The 18,872-nt window shown below is 40.3% G+C and carries 21 protein-coding genes; 7 read left to right on the top strand and 14 right to left on the bottom strand.

Going from position 1 to position 18,872, the window contains the following annotated elements; translation table 11 throughout:
• Positions 1-46 precede the first annotated feature (46 nt).
• From A3775_RS01770 to csaB, 5 genes are all read right to left on the bottom strand, one after another.
• Entirely contained in the window at positions 47-1,774 is a 1,728-nt protein-coding gene (locus tag A3775_RS01770; RefSeq protein ID WP_066423614.1) for an NAD(P)/FAD-dependent oxidoreductase, read from the bottom strand.
• Between the two features lie 33 nt (positions 1,775-1,807).
• Entirely contained in the window at positions 1,808-1,939 is a 132-nt protein-coding gene (locus A3775_RS25185) for a hypothetical protein (protein ID WP_255363850.1), read from the bottom strand.
• Between the two features lie 62 nt (positions 1,940-2,001).
• The gene (locus A3775_RS01765; RefSeq protein ID WP_066423613.1) at positions 2,002-2,202 is read right to left on the bottom strand and encodes a hypothetical protein; all 201 of its coding nucleotides are present in this window, start codon (positions 2,200-2,202) and stop codon (positions 2,002-2,004) included.
• 202 nt (positions 2,203-2,404) lie between these two features.
• Positions 2,405-3,109, bottom strand: a complete 705-nt coding sequence (locus tag A3775_RS01760) for a hypothetical protein (protein ID WP_066423610.1) — start codon at positions 3,107-3,109, stop codon at positions 2,405-2,407.
• A gap of 358 nt (positions 3,110-3,467) precedes the next feature.
• Complete coding sequence (gene csaB, locus A3775_RS01755) at positions 3,468-4,505, bottom strand: polysaccharide pyruvyl transferase CsaB (protein ID WP_066423660.1); 1,038 nt, start codon at positions 4,503-4,505, stop codon at positions 3,468-3,470.
• Between the two features lie 17 nt (positions 4,506-4,522).
• Between csaB and A3775_RS24550 the strand changes: the two genes are divergently transcribed.
• The 4 genes from A3775_RS24550 to hisA all read left to right on the top strand — a co-directional run bounded on the left by A3775_RS24550 (position 4,523) and on the right by hisA (position 6,268).
• Positions 4,523-4,699 (top strand): hypothetical protein, encoded by a 177-nt coding sequence (locus tag A3775_RS24550; RefSeq protein WP_197480076.1) that lies wholly within the window; start codon positions 4,523-4,525, stop codon positions 4,697-4,699.
• A 27-nt stretch (positions 4,700-4,726) separates the two neighbouring features.
• Positions 4,727-5,074, top strand: coding sequence for a DUF2499 domain-containing protein (locus A3775_RS01750; protein ID WP_066382571.1), 348 nt, complete (start codon positions 4,727-4,729; stop codon positions 5,072-5,074).
• Positions 5,071-5,373, top strand: a complete 303-nt coding sequence (locus A3775_RS01745) for a DUF3593 domain-containing protein (RefSeq protein ID WP_066382573.1) — start codon at positions 5,071-5,073, stop codon at positions 5,371-5,373. Before A3775_RS01750 ends, A3775_RS01745 begins: the two co-directional genes overlap by 4 nt.
• Positions 5,374-5,494: 121 nt before the next feature.
• Positions 5,495-6,268 carry a 1-(5-phosphoribosyl)-5-[(5-phosphoribosylamino)methylideneamino]imidazole-4-carboxamide isomerase gene (gene hisA / locus A3775_RS01740; RefSeq protein WP_066423608.1) on the top strand — a complete coding sequence of 258 codons (774 nt, stop codon included), beginning with the start codon at positions 5,495-5,497 and terminating at the stop codon, positions 6,266-6,268.
• Between the two features lie 206 nt (positions 6,269-6,474).
• Here hisA and A3775_RS01735 read toward each other — a convergent pair whose 3' ends face one another.
• From A3775_RS01735 to acs, 3 genes are all read right to left on the bottom strand, one after another.
• Positions 6,475-7,671 carry an endonuclease NucS domain-containing protein gene (locus tag A3775_RS01735; RefSeq protein WP_066423607.1) on the bottom strand — a complete coding sequence of 399 codons (1,197 nt, stop codon included), beginning with the start codon at positions 7,669-7,671 and terminating at the stop codon, positions 6,475-6,477.
• Positions 7,672-8,206: 535 nt separating this feature from the next.
• A complete protein-coding gene (locus tag A3775_RS01730; protein WP_066423605.1) occupies positions 8,207-8,920 on the bottom strand; it encodes a M48 family metallopeptidase in 714 nt (237 codons plus the stop codon).
• Positions 8,921-9,081: 161 nt separating this feature from the next.
• A complete protein-coding gene (gene acs, locus A3775_RS01725; protein WP_066423603.1) occupies positions 9,082-11,052 on the bottom strand; it encodes an acetate--CoA ligase in 1,971 nt (656 codons plus the stop codon).
• 357 nt (positions 11,053-11,409) lie between these two features.
• Between acs and A3775_RS01720 the strand changes: the two genes are divergently transcribed.
• Positions 11,410-12,102, top strand: a complete 693-nt coding sequence (locus A3775_RS01720) for a hypothetical protein (protein WP_066382583.1) — start codon at positions 11,410-11,412, stop codon at positions 12,100-12,102.
• A 67-nt stretch (positions 12,103-12,169) separates the two neighbouring features.
• Positions 12,170-12,601 carry a hypothetical protein gene (locus tag A3775_RS01715; RefSeq protein ID WP_066382585.1) on the top strand — a complete coding sequence of 144 codons (432 nt, stop codon included), beginning with the start codon at positions 12,170-12,172 and terminating at the stop codon, positions 12,599-12,601.
• Position 12,602: 1 nt separating this feature from the next.
• Here the strand turns inward: A3775_RS01715 and A3775_RS01710 are convergent, their stop codons facing one another.
• From A3775_RS01710 to xseA, 6 genes are all read right to left on the bottom strand, one after another.
• Positions 12,603-13,040 carry a hypothetical protein gene (locus tag A3775_RS01710; RefSeq protein ID WP_066382587.1) on the bottom strand — a complete coding sequence of 146 codons (438 nt, stop codon included), beginning with the start codon at positions 13,038-13,040 and terminating at the stop codon, positions 12,603-12,605.
• 140 nt (positions 13,041-13,180) lie between these two features.
• Positions 13,181-13,657 (bottom strand): hypothetical protein, encoded by a 477-nt coding sequence (locus A3775_RS01705; RefSeq protein ID WP_066382589.1) that lies wholly within the window; start codon positions 13,655-13,657, stop codon positions 13,181-13,183.
• Positions 13,658-13,678: 21 nt separating this feature from the next.
• Positions 13,679-14,026, bottom strand: coding sequence for a cupin domain-containing protein (locus A3775_RS01700; RefSeq protein WP_066382591.1), 348 nt, complete (start codon positions 14,024-14,026; stop codon positions 13,679-13,681).
• Between the two features lie 79 nt (positions 14,027-14,105).
• Positions 14,106-15,344: a hypothetical protein gene (locus A3775_RS01695; RefSeq protein ID WP_066423601.1), complete on the bottom strand. Its 1,239-nt coding sequence runs from the start codon at positions 15,342-15,344 to the stop codon at positions 14,106-14,108.
• 212 nt (positions 15,345-15,556) lie between these two features.
• The gene (gene xseB / locus A3775_RS01690) at positions 15,557-15,790 is read right to left on the bottom strand and encodes an exodeoxyribonuclease VII small subunit (protein ID WP_066423599.1); all 234 of its coding nucleotides are present in this window, start codon (positions 15,788-15,790) and stop codon (positions 15,557-15,559) included.
• The gene (xseA, locus tag A3775_RS01685) at positions 15,777-17,057 is read right to left on the bottom strand and encodes an exodeoxyribonuclease VII large subunit (RefSeq protein WP_066423597.1); all 1,281 of its coding nucleotides are present in this window, start codon (positions 17,055-17,057) and stop codon (positions 15,777-15,779) included. Before xseA ends, xseB begins: the two co-directional genes overlap by 14 nt.
• A gap of 250 nt (positions 17,058-17,307) precedes the next feature.
• Between xseA and A3775_RS01680 the strand changes: the two genes are divergently transcribed.
• Positions 17,308-18,666, top strand: a complete 1,359-nt coding sequence (locus tag A3775_RS01680; RefSeq protein WP_066382601.1) for a TrpB-like pyridoxal phosphate-dependent enzyme — start codon at positions 17,308-17,310, stop codon at positions 18,664-18,666.
• Positions 18,667-18,872: the final 206 nt, after the last annotated feature.

The following is an 18,872-nucleotide window of genomic DNA, read 5'->3' as shown; positions in this document are numbered from 1 at the left end:
AAAATGTAGAGACGTTGCATACAACGTCTCTACATTTTATGATTAACTATTTACGCCTAGTGTAATGTAGTTCACCTTCAACGGGCATAGAAATTTTTAGTGGCGGCTTATCGGGGTTCAATGATGCTGTTACCCAACCTTCCAAAGTCATGACTTCCAAACAAAACATTGTATGCTGGATGGCGACGCGGAGGTGTTCGGGTGCAAAGCGCGTCTTGAATAAACTAACTAAGTAATGATAAATGTGTTCGATGTCAGAGGTACGGCTGAGAATATCGATTAGTAAACCATAAAGACCAGTAATCGGCAAGCGATCGCCATTTTCTCGGACGTAACATTTAACTTGGCTAATCTCACCATTGTTGTAGACAGCCACACATTCCTCTTTGCTGTTCTCTAGGTTTAACTCAAACACATTGTTATCGCTAATTTCCCAAGGTAATTCTTCTTGGGAAAAACGCTGTACCATCTGTTTCATTGCGCCTAAGTCAAAGCCACCAATCACGGCTTGACCAAGGATATCATTAGTAAAACCGCCTTGTGCTAACCACCGAAACGCTTCAGTGGGACTAAGATTTAACCCGGCTTCTTTGGCTATGGTTTGACAATGTGCTTGCAAATCGGTAAATTGACCATTGGCAGCGTACCAATAATCAGCAAAGCGAATATGTTGTTGTACTCGACGGCGTTGATTTTGGTCGTATTGGTTTTTTAACCATTCTGCGTTATGTTTGCCCTGATGTAATGCCAAGATAGTGTAGGCTAGTTCCCGACCGCCAACATGGGTTAAAGTCATCCCCGCAGCTAATATAGGATCAGCAAAACCTGCGGCTTCTCCGACTAAAAACCAGTTTTCTCCGGTAGTTCTCTGGGCGAAAAATGACCAATCTTTGGTAGTCTCAATTTTACCTCTTCTGCTAGCATTGGCAAGCAATTTAGCAATGTGCGGTTCGGCTTGCAGTGCTTCATTATATATATCTGCGGCTGGTTTTTTCGCTTGTTTGTAATAGCTAGCCGGACAAATAAAACCTACACTGGTGCGGGTTGGGCCTAGAGGGATAAACCAAATCCAGCCGTGTGCTAAACTCATTACCTGGACACGTGTACCGCCTACACCAATTTCTACCGCCCACTCGGCGTTATGCCAATAGTCCCAAATGGCGATGTTTTGCAGTTGTGTCGGACATTCAGTTTCTACACCTAAAGCCTTTCGTAATACGCCAACATGGCCAGAAGCATCGACATAGTAAGTTGCGGTGACTTGTTCCCCAGTATTTAAGTGTAAGGCTGTGATGCGATGGGCAAAGCCCCGCCAGAGGCGATCGCCTTGTGTCTCTACTTTCACTACTGCTGTTTGTTCCCGCACTTCACACCCCAATTCTGCGGCGTGACGTAGTAAAATCTCATCATAAACTGCACGGTCAACTTGAAAAGCTGTTTGTTTGCGTTGTCCGGCAAACTTAGCCGGACGAGGTTCTTCTTTAAACTCCTCTAGTCGCAAAAAGTTAAACTCCCAAGGTTCTGGATCATTTCCCCAACGATAGTTACCCCCGACTTTAATCGGGAAATTAGCAGCTTCTACTTTATCCCAACATCCCATTTCATTGAGAATCTCACCAATTTGTGGTAGCTGACTTTCGCCTACATGATCTCGTGGAAACTTTTCCTTTTCTAAAATCAATACACGCAGTTGAGGATTATATTTCTTCAATAAACTCCCGGTTGTGCTACCAGCCGGGCCGCCACCAACAATTACAACATCATAATGATTCATAAGACTGAGGAATTGTGAATAATACGTAAGTTTCTATTTGCGAAATTTTTCTAGGGTGGGCATTGCTTGCCAGTTGCTAAAATCCTTAGTTTGAAGTTGTTGGCTGTGCATCGCCTGACATTTATTGATAATCATCAAACAACTATTAATTAGAGTTTTCTGCATGAAAAAAGCATACTGAAAATAGCACCTACCCATAATCAAATTTCAGTATGCAATTTTAACTTTTAAGCATTAGCAGTTAAGGGTTTTTCTGCATCCATAGCGGGATGGGAAATATCCAAGTTTTCTGTCCAAGTGTGGGAAATATCTAAGTTTTCTGTCCAAGTGTGAGAAATATCTAAGTTTTCTGTCCAAGTGTGAGAAATATCTAAGTTTTCTGTCCAAGTGTGAAAAATTTGAATGGTTTCTTCTTGAATATTAGACATGATTTTGTTCCTTAGATTTGCAAATTGGGGTAGATGCTAAACATAATAATTCTGCTATATTCAGGCACAGAAATTTAGATTACTCTCAAGTAATAACTTGCTGTAATCCCTTGCTATTACATCTGTTATGGAAGGTGTAATCTTGATGGGCTACACCTGGATAATAATTCAGTTAAGCGACGGTGACAGCATCATCAATTTTTCAGCCTTGCATAAATGCCTGTTGCTCATCATAATTTGTGGCATATACAAACAGAGCATTTACTAATTCTGTGATTAGCTCGAAGATTTTTTCTACTAACTTCAAAGCCTCTTGATTTTGTTCTTCAGTCAGTTCGATAGTTGGCAGAAAATTTTCTATATCAATGATATGATCAGCTTCTACATTTTCATGGGATGAACCAAAAAACAGGTATTTATTTCCTGTAATTGCTTGCAATTCTTCAGCCACTTGTGCAGCATTCCCAAAGACAATATTTCCCGTTATCTCTAAAACTTCAATAATCAGTAGCTTTTGTAGTGGTTCTGCATTTAAAGCATAACGAAATAACTGATTAATTACCCAACGTGGGGTTTTGGTTTCTTCACCCCATAAAAATTTTACAGTGTCGCTGAATTTTAATGAGCAGTCAAATCCAAGTTTTTCTATATCCGATAAAAACCATCGCCAGTGATAATCATCTTGTTCAGTATGTTTGTTAATTAATACCTGAATAGGAGCATTACTGTTTAAGTCACGAAATCCGTATTTATTTAAGTCTGAAAAACCCATGATAAAAGGTGTAGCACATTTACCCCAGGCTAATCTTTTTCTAGGGTCTATGCTTTGATCTTGCATGAATTTTAATAAGGGTAACTGGGCAAATTCTTGCTTTTTAGTTGTAATCAATGCAAGGATTTCTTTCATTTTTAAACCCTATCTCACTTTTATGATTCAATTTCGACAATAATTCATGCCAATAGTACAGGAATGAAATTGCTAATTTTTCCTGATGCTTTACTGTATTTGTTGCTGAACTAAATCCGGTTTCTACATGAAATATTTAAACTGCTTAATTCTTTTTTAATATTTATTTGTGGTGAAAATTAACCGTAATATTGTCTATCTTTGTATGTAAAAATTATACTTACTAAAAAAGATTCCTCAAAAATAGACTTTTTCCTCAAAAATGTAATATGAATTACATTAAATAAGATTAGACGATAAATTAGTAAAATATCATCTAAAAGATAGATGACAATTTACCGAATTAGCTTAAAAACCTCTAAATGAGGGCTTGAGTTAATAATTCATGATGTGTCAACGCTGCATTTACTAAAGATTGGATTTTTGCTGCTGAAAGCTGCTGACCATTTGTGTAATGATCTATCCAAGTTTGACTAATTAAATTGGTATCATCTGGTAAAGTTGCTAAATCCCAGCCAGGTATGGCTAAATCTTCCATGAGACGGTTGACTTTGGGATCATAACTGAGAGCAAAACAGCGACAGCCTTCAGCAGCAGCCATAATTAAACTGTGTAACCGCATTCCAATAGCCATTTCTACACCACGAAACACACCCTTTAAAAGTTGTGGGTCTTCTAGACACAATATTTGGCTAACATCAGTCAGGTGTGGTTGTATGGTTTGAGCAATTTCTAAGTCTTCGCTTTTTTGGAATGGCAGCAAGAGAATAAAAGTCTGTGTGGTTTTTTGGAATTCTACTAAAGCATGAGTTAAATTAGCTAACCGGGCTGGTGTTAATTGGGGGTGCTTTCTTAAGGTGACAGCAACTCTGGGCGCGGGTAAGTTTTCTAGTTCTGGTACTGGTTGAGCTGCCAAAGCCCAAACTGGATCAGGTGCTAAGATATGAGGAATTTGCCACTCAGATAATAAAGCCGCACTGGCGCGATCGCGTACACTAACTTTGGTACAACCTGCAAAATTTTGTCTAGCTAACAAGCGTGTTTGAGGACGCAACAAAGGGCCGATACCTTGCGCCCAAGCGATAGTTTTTAAGCCCATGCTTTGCGCTAATGCCATCAACCCACCATAATAAAAGGGGCTAATGGTGCTAGTAACATCCTGGATTAAGCTTCCCCCACCCCAAATGAAAGCATCACAGGAACGTAAAGCTTGCAGTACAGCCAAGGGAGCCATCCGATTGTATGCTTCTACATGATAGCGATCGCGTGTTTCTTCTGGATTACCAGACAGCACCACAGGAGTAACATCAGGTGGTAGCATCTGTAGCAGTGTCGCTAGTAAAGCTTCATCACCACCGTTACCTTTGCCGTAATATCCAGATAAGAGCGATCGCATCGTCACCATGAAAAATTGTGGATGTTGGATTTAACTTTATCAGCTTTTTCCCAATAGTTAATCACAAGTCAGCCATCTTGCTACAAAAAGTTGAATTGGCTTATGGGAAGATGGACAAGGGAGTAGAGGGAGTAGAGGAAACGGAGGAAGCAGAGGAGAAAAATTTTTACCTAGTCAACAGTCAACAACTTTGAATTTTGAATTTTGAATTTTGAATTTCTATGCACCCTCTTTCAATTCCGACTTGGATTATTCATGTTTCTAGCGTTATTGAGTGGATTGTCGCAATTTGGTTAATCTGGACTTATGGCGAACTCACTGGTAATCGCCGTTGGTGGGGATTATCCTTTGGGATGTTACCAGCTTTGGTGAGTGCTATGTGTGCTTGTACCTGGCATTATTTCGACAACTCCCAAGCTTTAGAATGGTTAGTGACGCTGCAAGCTAGTATGACTGTAGTTGGTAATTTTACCTTATGGGCGGCGGCGGTGTGGATTTGGCTGGATTCCCGCAACAGCAAAACAGCCGCTAATTCTTTTGATGCAAAACCTATCAAATCAGAGCGATGATATCTAAAGACACCCTATTTGCTTTGTCACTGTTTCCGTATTTGGGTTTCTTGTGGTTTATCAGCCGCAGTCAACAAATGCCCCGTTTAGCATTATATGGATTTTACGGCACTCTCGTATTTGTAGGTGTGACGATTCCCGCCGGGATTTATGCCAAAGTCCATTATGGCGAAGCTTTAGCTAACATAGATTGGCTACACGGTGGTGCGGAAGTTTTTTTGACCCTTTCTAATATTTTGATTGTCTTGGGTTTTCACCAAGCTGTCAAGAAATTACAAGAGCGTAAAAGCGAAATATAAGGGATTGGGGACAAATCAATTCAAAATTCAAAATTCAAAATTCAAAAATATTGCTTTTGACTTTTGACTTGTTTGATGCCCCATGATTAATAACTATGTTAATTAAACAGGGGAAATTTCTATGGACGTAATTCCAGCGATTGATTTATTAGATGGTCGGTGTGTGCGACTGTATCAGGGAGACTACGATCGCTCACAAGTTTTTAGTGAAAATCCGGCTGATGTTGCCAAACAATGGGTAGAGCAAGGTGCAACCAGGCTGCACATTGTAGATTTAGATGGGGCAAAAGCTGGTAAGGTAGTAAACTTAGGAGCAATAGAAGCGATCGCTCAAGCTGTTTCTGTACCACTTGAGATTGGCGGCGGATTACGCGACCAAGCTAGTGTAGAACAGGTGTTTAATCTTGGTGTACAGTGGGCGATTCTCGGTACTGTCGCCGTTGAACAACCCCAGCTAGTACAAGAACTGTGTCAAAAATACCCAGAACAAATTATCATCGGGATAGATGCGCGCAATGGACTGGTAGCTACTCGTGGTTGGTTGGAAACTTCGCAAGTATTAGCAACCCAACTTGCAGTACAAATGCAAGAACTAGGAGCAGCCGCAATTATTTATACTGACATTCACCGTGATGGTACTCTGTCAGGCCCGAATTTAGAAGCTTTGCGGGAACTAGCGGACGCAATTTCTATACCAGTGATTGCTTCAGGTGGGGTAAGTTCTGTCACCGACTTATTGAGTTTGTTGGCGTTAGAACCCCAAGGTGTTACAGGTGTAATAGTGGGACGGGCGTTATATACTGGTGATATTAACTTAAGAGAAGCTTTACAGGCGATCGGCTCTGGACGCATTCAAGATATTCCCCCCAATTTCGGGTTTTCTTCGTTTGCTTAATTCACCCTGATTTGAAAACAGGTATAATTCCCCTAAAATGTAGAGACTAAGCATAGCTAGTCTCTACATTGCAGAATCAAGTGCATCTTCATCAATCGTAGGGTGGGCAATGCACGCAATGTAAAAATCAGGTTTTAAGCGAAGTGTAAGCTGTGCATCGCCGCACTGTGATGGCAATAAAGCAACTGGTGTAAAATGTCAGTACCCTATTTCAACCTGTAGTTCCAAGTCTTTATCGCTAAATCAATATACCAACCTAAATTTTCAGGACTTTGTTTTTCAAAAGAAGTCCACCATGCCAAAGTAGCCTCATCAATTGGTGGTGTAATACCTTTCAAAAGATATATCAACAACTGAAATGTATTTGGTGATCCTAATGAAGCGTAATATAGGTATAAGTTAGGTTTAGTCCATATTGGCATACCATCCCTATTAAATGATGGGCAGATATTCTTAATAGGTTTATTTTTCATATCAATAGTATTTTTAGTATACACCAACCATTCAACAAGAGAATTTTCAGAGAAAGGATTGTTATCTTTAGCTAAAAGCAGTCCAAATCGTGCAACAGGGATTTTTATATTTGTTTTTACCATTGTGGGCAACCACAAATATAATCTAACTTCTTTGCTAGTATTTGTTATTTCTGCTAACTTCTTATGATTCTCTCCTTCACCAGTTGCATATAGTACCTTTCTATAGCTAGAGCTAACCATTTCTTTTACTTTTGGTTGAGCCATTAGCAGTGTTCGCAAAGCTGTAAAATCATCCCAATATTCTTGAGGCAAATTATTTCTAAAATTTATAATAAAAGCTGATAAACTTCTTTGGGATAACTCAGGACTTGTTGGACTATCAGGTAAACCAAAGATAGGGTAAGAAATATCATAAGTTTGACTACAGAGTTTGAATTTAGCTGAGTTATTACTTCTTTCAATACTAAACTCATAAAAGCAAATATCATCCTCAAATTTTGAAGCCTCTTTGTCTGTATAGTTATCTTCATGAAAAGCAGGTGAAACCGCTATTAACTTGACTGGCAAAGAGTAATCTATAATATCTGAAAATGGTTGTTCTTGCAAAATCGCCTTTCGATAACGAGTTAACTGAGAAACTAAACCTCTATCCTCCTCATTCTTTAACTCAATTATTACTGGCTGTTTGCCTGATTTAGTAAAACCTAGTAAATCACATCGCTGCATTTTAATATTATGCTGACGCTTGACTAAAACTAATTCAGGAAAGATTTTTTCAAAATTAGCTTCAATATAATCTTCCAAATGCGATTCTGACTGAAAGTTGATTTTTCCCCCTACGTATATTAAGTGGGGATTGACTTTCTCTAGTTCATCATTAAAGCGTTTAGAGGATGCTGTTAAATGTTTGGCTTTGAGGTACGGCATAAAAATTTAGAATAGATTAAAGTCTATATAAGGACTCGGTTTATATTCTCAAATTTTCGTGCTTAGGCATGATTAAACAAGTTTCTCTTATTAACCAGTGCCATACTTATCATAAAAATATCCTGAAATAATAGGATAATTAACAGTATATTTACTTAAGGTTTTGTGATATTATTGAACTTCACACATCTTGCACCTGTTCCTTGATGATAATTTTTGTAGGGTGGGCATTGCTTGCAAGTTGCTTAAAGCCTTAGTTTTACGTTGTTGGCTGTGCATCGCCAGTAGCTTATTGAGAATGCTGCAAGATATGACACTTGGCTGATGCTTACTCGCAGCGCAAAACTGTGGCTCAGGTGATGTTTATAAAGCTTCATATTATACTAGAAAACCCTCTCCAAACCTCTGAACATAAAATGTAGAGACGTTGCATGCAACGTCTCTACATTTTCGCCCATTTCCTTGTATGGAAGGGGGTAAGGGGGGTTAGGTTTAATCGATTTTGATGTGAATAACAATGCTTGTCAAATAACCTCTAAGAAACACTGGGGTTATCTAGTGTTTTTATCTGCTGTAAAATTTGCTCAACTTGGTAAACTTTCTCGTTCCTACTTTGTGACTTGAATATATTTAAAGCTTTTTCTAATGCAGATTTTGCTTCATCTTTCTTATTTACTTGCCACAACGCCTGACCAAAATTCATCATTGCATCGCCATAATTGGAGTTAATTTTTAAAGCTTTTTCATATTCAGAAATCGCATCTGTCCAACGATTTTGACTCGCATAAACCATACCAATGGCATTATAAGCTAGGGCATATTTGGAATTAAAGCGAATGGCTTCTCTGTAGGCACTAATTGCTGCTTCTGGTTGCTTGCGGCGAAACAATACATTACCTAACTGAAAGTGTGCAAAAGCATCTTTGGGGTATTTCTTAACTAACTCACATAAACTAACTTGTGCGTTTTGGAAGTCGCGCCGACTGTATAAATCATTTGCTTGTTGAATTAGTTGCGATCGCTCTTGTACTGAATCAGTAAATTGTGCTAGTTTTTGTACTGGTTTAGCTTGCCATTTTTGCCGTTGGTTATTTAAAACTTCTTCACAAGCTAACTTATGCGGCAATTGTTCCTGTGCTTTGACAGTGATGGAACTATAGGACAATACACTAATTACAGTAATGACACTCAAACACACATAGCTAAGAGGTCGAACAATTACTGATATTACTTGGCTGCTGTGCTGCATCGTCCCATCCCTCCATCATGCTTTGATCCCCATGATACAGCGAGGTGAACTACTTAGTAGTAGGTGTATATAGTTTGTAGTCGGGACTTTAGTCCTGATCACCAGCACAATCAAGGGTAGGCTGTTTCGCCTACCCCAAATAATGAAGAATCTGGAATGATTTACGCACCTTCGCGTAACTTATCCAAGACGCTTCTATCTTCTAATGTGGAAGTATCACCAGCCACCTCTTGCCCGGCGGCGAGATTTCGCAGTAACCGCCGCATGATTTTACCCGATCGCGTTTTCGGTAATGCGTCAGTAAAGCGAATTTCACCAGGACGGGCGATCGCACCAATTTCTGCAACTACGTGCTTTTTCAATTCCTTACTCAAGTCCTCACTGGCTTGATAAGTACCTTCTAATGTCACAAAGGCTACCACTTCCTCACCCTTGAGTTCATCTGGTTTACCAACCACAGCCGCCTCAGCTACAGCCGGATGAGACACTAAGGCTGATTCAATTTCCATTGTACCCAGGCGGTGTCCTGAAACATTCAATACATCATCCACACGCCCCATCACCCAGAAATAGCCGTCTTCATCTTTTCTCGCACCATCCCCAGCAAAATAAGTATAGTTGCCATCTTTGGGGGGTATGTGTTCCCAATAGGTGCGGCGGAAGCGTTCCGGGTCGCCGTAGACTGTCCGCATCATTCCCGGCCAGGGATGACGCACGGCTAAGTAACCGCCTTGGTTCTCACCGACGGAGTGACCATCTAAATCTACAATATCAGCAAGAATCCCAGGGAAGGGCAGAGTTGCTGAACCGGGTTTGGTGGGAATTGCTCCTGGTAGCGGTGTAATCATAATCCCGCCGGTTTCTGTTTGCCACCAAGTATCAACGATGGGACAGCGTTCACCACCAATAATTTTATAGTACCACATCCAGGCTTCTGGGTTGATGGGTTCGCCGACTGTTCCCAACAAGCGCAAGGATGACAAATTGCGGGCTTTGGGATGGTGTTCACCCATTTTAATAAATGCCCGGATTGCGGTTGGTGCTGTGTAGAAAATGCTTACGCCGTATTTTTCGATCACATCCCAAAAACAACCGGGGTTAGAAGCACGAGGCGCACCTTCATACATTAATGTGGTTGCACCGTTGGACAGGGGGCCGTAAACTATGTAACTGTGTCCGGTAATCCAACCTACATCGGCAGTACACCAATAAACATCTGTGTCTTGGAGGTCAAAAATCCATTTGGTGGTGATGTGACTATATAAGTTATAACCGCCTGTGGTATGGACAACGCCTTTGGGTTTGCCTGTGCTGCCAGAGGTGTAGAGAATAAATAGCATATCTTCACTGTCCATCGGTTCGGCGGGACAGTCAGCCGATACGCCCTTTTGTAAATCATGCCACCAATGGTCACGTCCGGGTTCCATCTGGGTTTTCTGTCCGGTACGTTGGACGACGAGGACATCTTTAACGCTGGGGACTGCACCATCAGCGATCGCTTTGTCTACTTGTTCTTTTAGTGGTACAATTGCATCTTTACGCCAACCGCCATCAGCTGTAATCACTAATTTAGCTTGAGCATCTATTAAGCGATCGCGTAACGCCTCGGCACTGAAACCACCAAAGACAACGCTGTGGGGTGCGCCAATTCTGGCACAGGCTAACATAGCGATCGCTGCTTCTGGTATCATCGGCATATAAATTCCGACGCGATCGCCTTTTTGGACTCCCAGTTGCTTGAGTACATTAGCAAATTGGCACACTTCCCGATGCAGTTGGGCATAGGTGAGAGTCCGCGAATCTCCCGGTTCTCCTTCCCAAATCAATGCAGCTTTATTTTTACGCCATGTAGTCAGGTGTCTGTCAAGACAGTTGTAAGAAATATTAATTTTACCGCCAACAAACCACTGGGCAAAAGGTGGTTGCCAATCCAGCACGGTATCCCATTTTTCAAACCAATGTAACTCAGTTTCGGCTAATTCCGCCCAGAATTTTTGCGGATCAGCTTTGGCTTTGTCGTAGAGATGTTGGTAATCTTCTAAGCTTTTAATATGGGCTTGCTGTGCAAATTCCGCCGGAGGATGAAATAAACGCTTCTCTTGTAGGATTGATTCTATAGTTGGCTGAGACATAACTATCGTTTGTAACGGTGTTGTAACTGAAAACTATTTTGTACCCAAAGTTATACACAAGTGCTTTTAGTTTCGTTAAGCAGGGAAATTTATTCACGGCTAGGGGTGAGACTTGATGCCATACTGCTCAATGGCAGTTTTAATCACGCTGAATATTAGTCACCTAGTATGATCAGAAGTTATAATGACTAAATCTACCCAAGGTAAAATTCCTGACTTTTGACCTGATGACCACTTAATGCTCATGTATACAAAAATATAAAATTTTAATTAAATTTTTGGGAGAAAATAAATATTACTCACTGAGATATTGATATTTTTGGTAAGAAGCTTTAGTAATAGGAAGTAGGCGATCGCTTGCAAGCAAAAGAGATTAAAGAAAAAATCAAATCACTGATCGAGCAAGCCTCCTCGATAGATCCTAATTTAGCCAGAAAATTAGATGAGATTAATCGTTGGGTAAAAGATATTAAGCCTGGTTCTCTGACTGCTAAACCCTTTGTGCTGGCGTTTTTGTTGCAGGTGATTACAGATTCTACGATTTGGTTGATGATTCAATCACTGCCATCTAGAGAAGAACAAACAGCCAAATTTGAGCAAATGACACCGAATGAAAGATACTGGTATGGTTATCTGTTTCCTAGGTGGATTAATGCGAGTGACTCCAAGTTTTATATTTGGAAACAAAAATTAATGTCAGGTGAATTCAACCAAGAAGATGATGATATAATTAGAGCTATAGCGCAGAATATTGCCAATCGAAACGGAAATTTTTGGCAGCGTTATATTGCAGACCTATCTATGGCAACAGATTTAATTGTTAGTAATCATCACGAGCAACCACTCTGCATTCAAGTTACCAGTGTGAGTGACGAACTAAATCACCAAAAGTACCTAGCATGGGAAAATACTCTACGTGCTTGGGAAATAGAAAGAGGATTGTTTTTTAGCTATAATCCCCAGGATGCTAATTTTATTCATAAGCTAGTAAATATAGCACTTTATAACAGTGATTATCTGGCTAGGGGTAAATATTTAAAAATGTCCTAATCATGTAAGATTCTGAATTGTTGTCTTGACTGAAAATACATAATTTCTTTGCCCATCACAGCTTGATATGGCTCACAATAACCCAACCAATAGCTACACAAATCAGATGGACACATTTACCGAAGCTTTAGCTACAGCCAGACAAATGCAACAAGACTGGCTGAGTTATGGAGTAAATTTTATCCATCTTTACATTGAAGATGTCGAGGGAGATTGGTTAGAAAACTGGGAACATGAGGAACTATTTTGCAATGCGGTATTTGATAGAATTAAAGAATATTTGGTCAGTGATGATGCTGTGGCTGTCAGATTACGCCAAGATTTAGGCGATCGCTCACTTTTTGATATAGCAGTAAACCTAGAAGAAATTTGGAGAATTACTTCCCCAAACAACAGGTTAACTGCTGTGAAAAGTCTTTTAGGCGACGATGAAAGCTCAGATTTAGCAGAGAAATTGTTAGCAAGATTAATAGCTATACTTGTAAGCAATAAATCTTAGGCTAGCGCATCGGCACGGCTTGTAATTGTTGAACATGTTTTTTAAATATATACCATGTTTGATTTTGCTGATTACAAGCCAGTGTTTTGTCAAAAGTGACAGTATAGTAATCTGTGAGACTTTTTAAGCTATTACCTTCACGGTACTGTGTATTACTGTTGCGATTATCATTAATAGACGCAACAAAAAATTTGTCACCTGCTCTAACAGCACACTTTTTATTATTTTCTTTAATTTCGCTAGATTGAAGAAACCAATTGTCTTTGAGCTTAAAAGTAGTACCGCCCGTAGAAGTGACTCTTAAAATTCTCAGGGCAGGTACATTATTACTTTGCTGTGAATAAACTGGCTGGGAAATCACAGCAGCCGCAGCACCACACAAAACACCTAAACACAAAATTAATCTCTTGGGATAAGATTTATTGCAATCAATAACCATTGAGAATGACCTAAGTCTTAAGTATGATTTATTTTGTCAATGGTATGATTTTACAATAAACTTCAGTCTAAGTAAATCAACTATTACAAACTGTGATAAACTTAAGTTAATTATTACTGGCAAAGTTAAGCAATGACGGACTAAGGATGTTGTTCACGAGCATCCACAACTAAAATTAAGCATAAAGCTGCGATCGCCTTTTGCCATTCCTGCTTAACTCTATCATCTTCCACTCCGGCGAATAACTCAACTAAGCGAGGAACAGCAGCTTCCAAAGCTAAACGGGGTACTGGGCGGTGTAAATTCACTAAGTTAGTTAAACTTTCTTGATTGTTGAGAAAACCAATTACCCATTTTGTCGTGTGTTCTGGAGTATCAGGAACACGCTGCACATGCAACTCATGTTTTAGCCAGTTATAAAAAGGTGGTAATTCCTGCGCTAAAACTGTACCTGCTGTTGGTAAGGTTTGTCTGAGTAAATCAGTATCTAAACTGTTGAGTTCGTGCTGTAATTCAGGAGATTCTAGAACCTGATTGAGTGGCTTAGTCAGAATTGCGTCTATCTGAGTAGGGGATAAATCTAAATGTTGAGCAAAAGTTGTTTGTAATAATTGCATTAGCCAAAAATCCTCAAATTATCAGTTACTACCTGCTGCTTTCTCAGAAAGTGTCAGCAGAAATGCTAAATTTTCCTCAGCTTTTAAAGCATGGGGTGCATTAGCTGGCATAAAGACAAAAATTCCCGGTTCTAACGTGATATTATTTCCTGATAAAGTGAGTAAACCTTTACCTGCTATCACGTTGATAGTGGCATTACGAGTTGATGTATGCTCAGAAATTTCTGTATTAGCAGCCAAGCAAAATAAAGTATATTGACAAGCTTGGTCTTGAAAGATAACCTTACTGAGAACTCCCGCATTGGGATATTCAATCTGTTCTTGCAGTTGAATACTTGAAGATGGGCTAGTTGTGATTAAGCTAGTCATAGTTTTTCTGGGGTAATTACTAACCAACGATATCTGAATAATTCACCTATAGCTTAACATTTTCCTAATGTTCCTAATTTTAATTGAACCAAGCAGCGAACTCAAAGAATTGTCCTCGGAAAACCTGCAATAATTGTTGCCAAGTAGCTGTATCTGTTTGCTTACCAAACTCTAGATAGGGTGCAGCAGCAGTTCCTTGCACCCACAGCACTAAATCAAACCCACGGGGTTGGGTAAAGACTTGATTTAAATTAATCCCTCTTACTTCCCGTTTTCGCCAGAAGGGAATTAACTTTTTACCTGTGAACAAGGTATCTGCTTCATTTAAAAAATTCAACCAACTATCAATCATAGCTTGAGTAACTACTGCATTCGGAATTACCGCTTTTTGTCGGGGGTTGGGTAGCCATTCTCGATCATTATCAGTTTCCGCTAAAATTAAATTCCAAGATTCACGACTTAAGGCTGTGACTGTTTGAAAATTTTGCAAAGCCGCAGTTAAACGTTGTGGTTCTACAACTGGAAAATTAATCAAATGAATTAATGCCACAATGTCGCTAATATCGACATTACCAAAACTAAATATTCCTGTACCATTAGCGAGAAAGGAATAAGGAGTTTGTGGATTGGCAAAAACTAAATGAGCAGTAGAATCAAACAGTTTACTTTCATCATGAGCTAAAACAACCTGAATGATTGCTGAGAGTAAATTGCAATATCCTTTGAGCCATACGACATCGCCCATATCAAACGCGATCGCAAAATTTTGGGCAGCTTCTTCTGTTGCTTGTATCCCTGTCAATAAGCTGAAAGTTTTCCAGAAAGATTCATCTTCTTCTAGCTTGCCATTAGCATTAAAATCCATCCGCGTTAAACCAATTCGCAAAGGCAGTTTAACTGTATTATCTTTGATAGGTTCGAGAGTAGTTTCGATAGCAGTTAAATTATTCAGTAAGTCTTGCAGAATTTGACGAGTATCTTGATAGGTGACTGGCTGCGGTTGGGGATTTACCGGAACAGGAAGCCGTAAAATCGGGAAAAATTGAGTAATACCATTTTGCTGTAAACCATAAGTATAAAGCGACTGCATTAACTTTTCAGTTGCCCCCATCAGTTGCACAACACCCAAACCAAATCGACTTTGATCATCATTAGGATTTTGCTGGAGTTTCGCCTCAAGAGCCGCTTTTCCCTCTGGAAATTGTGCATTAATTAGATATTGCTCAATTTGTGAAGTCGGTGGTGTTGACTTAACTGCTGGTGCGAACGAAAATGCAAAGGTGAGCAGCAGTAGTAAAGAACATAAAAAAAGACGCATAACCTGGTATTTAAGGGCTGGAGATGTTCGCACTACTCTAACTCATGATTATGTCTTTATCCCTTGTATCTTAATAATTAATAAAGCTCGTGTAAATAATAAAAGCTTCGTAGTAATAAGAAAAGGGCTAGAGCCGCTTACTACGAACAAAATTATAATATTTTCACATTCATTAATATAAGTTCAAACAAATTTATCTACATCCTGAAACTTCAATCATCGCTCAAAGTTTCAATCAATAAATCAACTTGTTGCTGTCGCTGCTGTAAAAATGTTTCACATTGACGTAAATGTTCAACAGCAATTGCAAACTGGTCAAACACAGCCTCTAGTTCTAAATTACCTGATTCTATGCGAGAAATAATTTTTTCTATTTCTGCAACTTTTTCCTCATAATTACCATTAAATACAGCATCAGAATTAGAAGAATTGTTACGTTTCATGATGAGTTTTTTTCCGTCCTTTGCGCTTTGGTGGTTGTTGATTTTTGACTTCTATAACTTTTACTGTTACCTCACCTTGTGCTAATTGAATTGACAACTCTTGCCCTACAATTAAGTCATGAGCAGTACGAGCGATCGCACCATTTTCTTGTCTGACTACGGCATAACCACGCTGTAACACCGCTTTGGGATCGAGGGTGGCTAATTTTTGGCGTAACATTTCTAAATGTTGCTCGGCTTGCTGCGATCGCCTCATTGTCAGTTGTAACAATTGTTGACGTTGCCAAGTTAATTTTTGCAGTTCTTCTCTAACTTGTCTATCTAACCGCAGATTTCGCAAACGGTTACGTAATGTTTGCAGTCGGTTCACAGCTTTTGTCTGAGAAGTCAGCACCGCCTCATTTAAAGCTGCTAGTCGTTGCCGATGTTGAGTATATAGCTCTGTCAGTGAAGGTACAACTGTTTTTGCTGCTGCCGTAGGTGTATGAACGCAAACATCTGCGACTAAATCAGTTAAAGATTCATCTCTTTGATGACCAATCCCCGTAATTACTGGTATAGAACAATTAGCAACGGCTCTAACTACCCGTTCATCATTAAAACAAGCCAATTCCTCAACCGCACCGCCACCGCGAGATAAGATTAACACTTGGGCGCGTCCATCTTTTTCTACTCGTGCGATCGCCTTTACAATAGAGTCTGGTGCTTGCTCACCCTGAACAATAGCCGGAGAAAATAAAACCTGTAACCCTGGATATCGTTGCTTGAGGGTTTGTTGAATATCACCCCAAGCCGCAGCAGTGGGAGAAGTGACAACGGCGATAGTCTGGGGATGCAAGGGAAGCGATCGCTTTCTTGCAGTATCAAATAAACCCTCAGCTAATAGCCGATTGCGTAATTGTTGAAAGCGTAGAGCTTGCAAACCCACACCAGCAGGTAAAACTTGCCAGACTGTTAATTGATACTCTCCCCGTTGTGGGTATAGACGAATACTACCCAAAACGATGATTTGTTCCCCAGACACAGGTAATTGGGCGAGTTTTGCCACTTGACTACTCCAAGCCACACACTTAATAGCGGCTGTGCCATCAGTATCTTGTAGCGTAAAGAACAACCCACTCCGATGATTATTAGCACTGGAAACTTCACCAGTTACCCAAACTTGTCGCAGTGACTCATCTTGCTCCAACAGCAAGCGAATATAGTCAGTTAACCCAGATACGGAAAGGGCTGTATCTAGTCTTACAGAATCGGCAAAATCAGAAATCATCAAAAGATGCCTGAAAGCATTTGTGCTGGAGAGATTTTAACATTTTTCATCCCAACCCAAGATGTAGGTTGGGTTAAGCGCAGCGCAACCCAACTAGGATGTCATTCGCCCCAAGCCGCGAAACCATGCACGGCAGTCGCACCCCAACCTATTAGTCAAGTTAGTCCACTACTAATAAGCCAATTGCCTAAGTCCTGCCTTTTTCTTGGAAAATGAGAGGTACGCTAAAATACCTGCATTTACTCGTGATATGGACACAATTAAATACACTCTGACTGAAAAGCAAATGCCCACAGCTTGGTACAACATACAAGCTGACTTACCGCAAGGATTACCACCAGTTTTACATCCAGGCACAGGGAAAGCAATTACACCAGATGACTTATTACCTTTGTTTCCCTTAGCACTGATAGAGCAAGAAGTTAGTCAACAAAGATGGATTGAAATCCCGGAAGAAGTGCGCTCTATTTATTGCCAATGGCGACCAACCCCGCTTTATCGCGCCCGTCGTTTAGAGCAAGCTTTGAACACACCAGCCAAAATTTACTACAAATATGAAGGTGTTAGCCCTTCTGGAAGTCACAAACCGAATACTGCTGTGGCTCAAGCATATTACAACAAACAAGCTGGTGTTAAAAAATTAACCACTGAAACAGGTGCGGGACAGTGGGGTTCATCTTTAGCCTTTGCTGGTGCGCTATTTGGTCTAGAAGTTTTAGTTTACATGGTTAATGTCAGCTATCAGCAGAAGCCTTACCGCCGAGCCTTAATGGAAAGTTATGGGGCTAGGGTAGTAGCCAGCCCCAGCAATGAAACCCAAGCCGGACGTAAAATTTTGGCAGCATCTCCTAATAGTACAGGTAGTTTAGGCATTGCCATCAGTGAAGCGGTGGAAGTAGCTGCTGCTGATGAACAGACTAAGTATGCTTTAGGTAGTGTACTCAATCACGTCCTACTACATCAAACTGTGATTGGACAAGAAGCATTGACTCAATTAGAGATGGCGGGAGATTATCCAGATATTGTCATTGGCTGTACAGGTGGCGGTAGTAACTTTGCTGGGATTGCCTTTCCATTTATCGGTGCTAAACTGCGAGGAGAAAGAGATATACAAGTCATAGCCGTAGAACCAGCCGCTTGTCCGTCATTAACTCGTGGTAAATATGCTTATGACTTTGGTGATACTGCTCACCTAACTCCACTGACTAAAATGCACACTTTAGGTAGCTCATTTGTGCCAGCCGGAATTCACGCTGGCGGTTTGCGCTATCACGGTATGGCTCCCCTAGTTAGTCATATTGTGAATTTAGGATTAGTGGAATCCCGTGCTGAATATCAAAACAGTTGCTTTGCCGCCGGATTAACATTTGCACGCGCCGAAGGAATTTTACCAGCACCAGAAGCGAACCATGCAGTTAAAGCAGCGATTGATGAGGCTTTACGTTGTCAAGAAGAAGGAGTGAGTAAAACTATCCTATTTAATCTTTGTGGACATGGACACTTTGATATGCAAGCTTACATGGATTATCAAGCGGGACGGCTTATTGATACCGAATATAATCCTGATGAGGTAGCAATGGCACTAGCGGGATTACCTGTAGTTGAGTAGTAATATCAAGTTCGGGTAATTCTTATTACAAGGGAATGGGGGTTGTAGAGACGTTGCATGCAACGTCTCTACAGAACTTTTTCAGAACTTACGTCACTGACATTTACTAGGGTGCGTCAGGTGTGAAAAATCCGTTAATTTTTAGCTTGAACTGACAGAAGCCTCTCACTTACCGCGATAGCGGAAGTGATGAGATGAATGACAGG

Origin of the sequence: Anabaena sp. 4-3, from assembly GCF_001597745.1 — a bacterium.
GTDB lineage: Bacteria > Cyanobacteriota > Cyanobacteriia > Cyanobacteriales > Nostocaceae > Trichormus.
The sequence above is the reverse complement of the archived record's forward strand: the minus strand, read 5'-3'. Positions and strand labels throughout refer to the sequence as shown.

Excerpts from the sequence above, each read along its gene's own strand:
- A3775_RS01770 (WP_066423614.1), bottom strand. The coding sequence starts at position 1,774 with ATGAATCATTATGATGTTGTAATTGTTGGTGGCGGCCCGGCTGGTAGC.
- A3775_RS25185 (WP_255363850.1), bottom strand. The coding sequence starts at position 1,939 with ATGCAGAAAACTCTAATTAATAGTTGTTTGATGATTATCAATAAATGT.
- A3775_RS01765 (WP_066423613.1), bottom strand. The coding sequence starts at position 2,202 with ATGTCTAATATTCAAGAAGAAACCATTCAAATTTTTCACACTTGGACA.
- A3775_RS01760 (WP_066423610.1), bottom strand. The coding sequence starts at position 3,109 with ATGAAAGAAATCCTTGCATTGATTACAACTAAAAAGCAAGAATTTGCC.
- csaB (WP_066423660.1), bottom strand. The coding sequence starts at position 4,505 with ATGCGATCGCTCTTATCTGGATATTACGGCAAAGGTAACGGTGGTGAT.
- A3775_RS01750 (WP_066382571.1), top strand. The coding sequence starts at position 4,727 with ATGCACCCTCTTTCAATTCCGACTTGGATTATTCATGTTTCTAGCGTT.
- A3775_RS01745 (WP_066382573.1), top strand. The coding sequence starts at position 5,071 with ATGATATCTAAAGACACCCTATTTGCTTTGTCACTGTTTCCGTATTTG.
- hisA (WP_066423608.1), top strand. The coding sequence starts at position 5,495 with ATGGACGTAATTCCAGCGATTGATTTATTAGATGGTCGGTGTGTGCGA.
- A3775_RS01735 (WP_066423607.1), bottom strand. The coding sequence starts at position 7,671 with ATGCCGTACCTCAAAGCCAAACATTTAACAGCATCCTCTAAACGCTTT.
- A3775_RS01730 (WP_066423605.1), bottom strand. The coding sequence starts at position 8,920 with ATGCAGCACAGCAGCCAAGTAATATCAGTAATTGTTCGACCTCTTAGC.
- acs (WP_066423603.1), bottom strand. The coding sequence starts at position 11,052 with ATGTCTCAGCCAACTATAGAATCAATCCTACAAGAGAAGCGTTTATTT.
- A3775_RS01715 (WP_066382585.1), top strand. The coding sequence starts at position 12,170 with ATGGCTCACAATAACCCAACCAATAGCTACACAAATCAGATGGACACA.
- A3775_RS01710 (WP_066382587.1), bottom strand. The coding sequence starts at position 13,040 with ATGGTTATTGATTGCAATAAATCTTATCCCAAGAGATTAATTTTGTGT.
- A3775_RS01705 (WP_066382589.1), bottom strand. The coding sequence starts at position 13,657 with ATGCAATTATTACAAACAACTTTTGCTCAACATTTAGATTTATCCCCT.
- A3775_RS01700 (WP_066382591.1), bottom strand. The coding sequence starts at position 14,026 with ATGACTAGCTTAATCACAACTAGCCCATCTTCAAGTATTCAACTGCAA.
- A3775_RS01695 (WP_066423601.1), bottom strand. The coding sequence starts at position 15,344 with ATGCGTCTTTTTTTATGTTCTTTACTACTGCTGCTCACCTTTGCATTT.
- xseA (WP_066423597.1), bottom strand. The coding sequence starts at position 17,057 with ATGATTTCTGATTTTGCCGATTCTGTAAGACTAGATACAGCCCTTTCC.
- A3775_RS01680 (WP_066382601.1), top strand. The coding sequence starts at position 17,308 with ATGGACACAATTAAATACACTCTGACTGAAAAGCAAATGCCCACAGCT.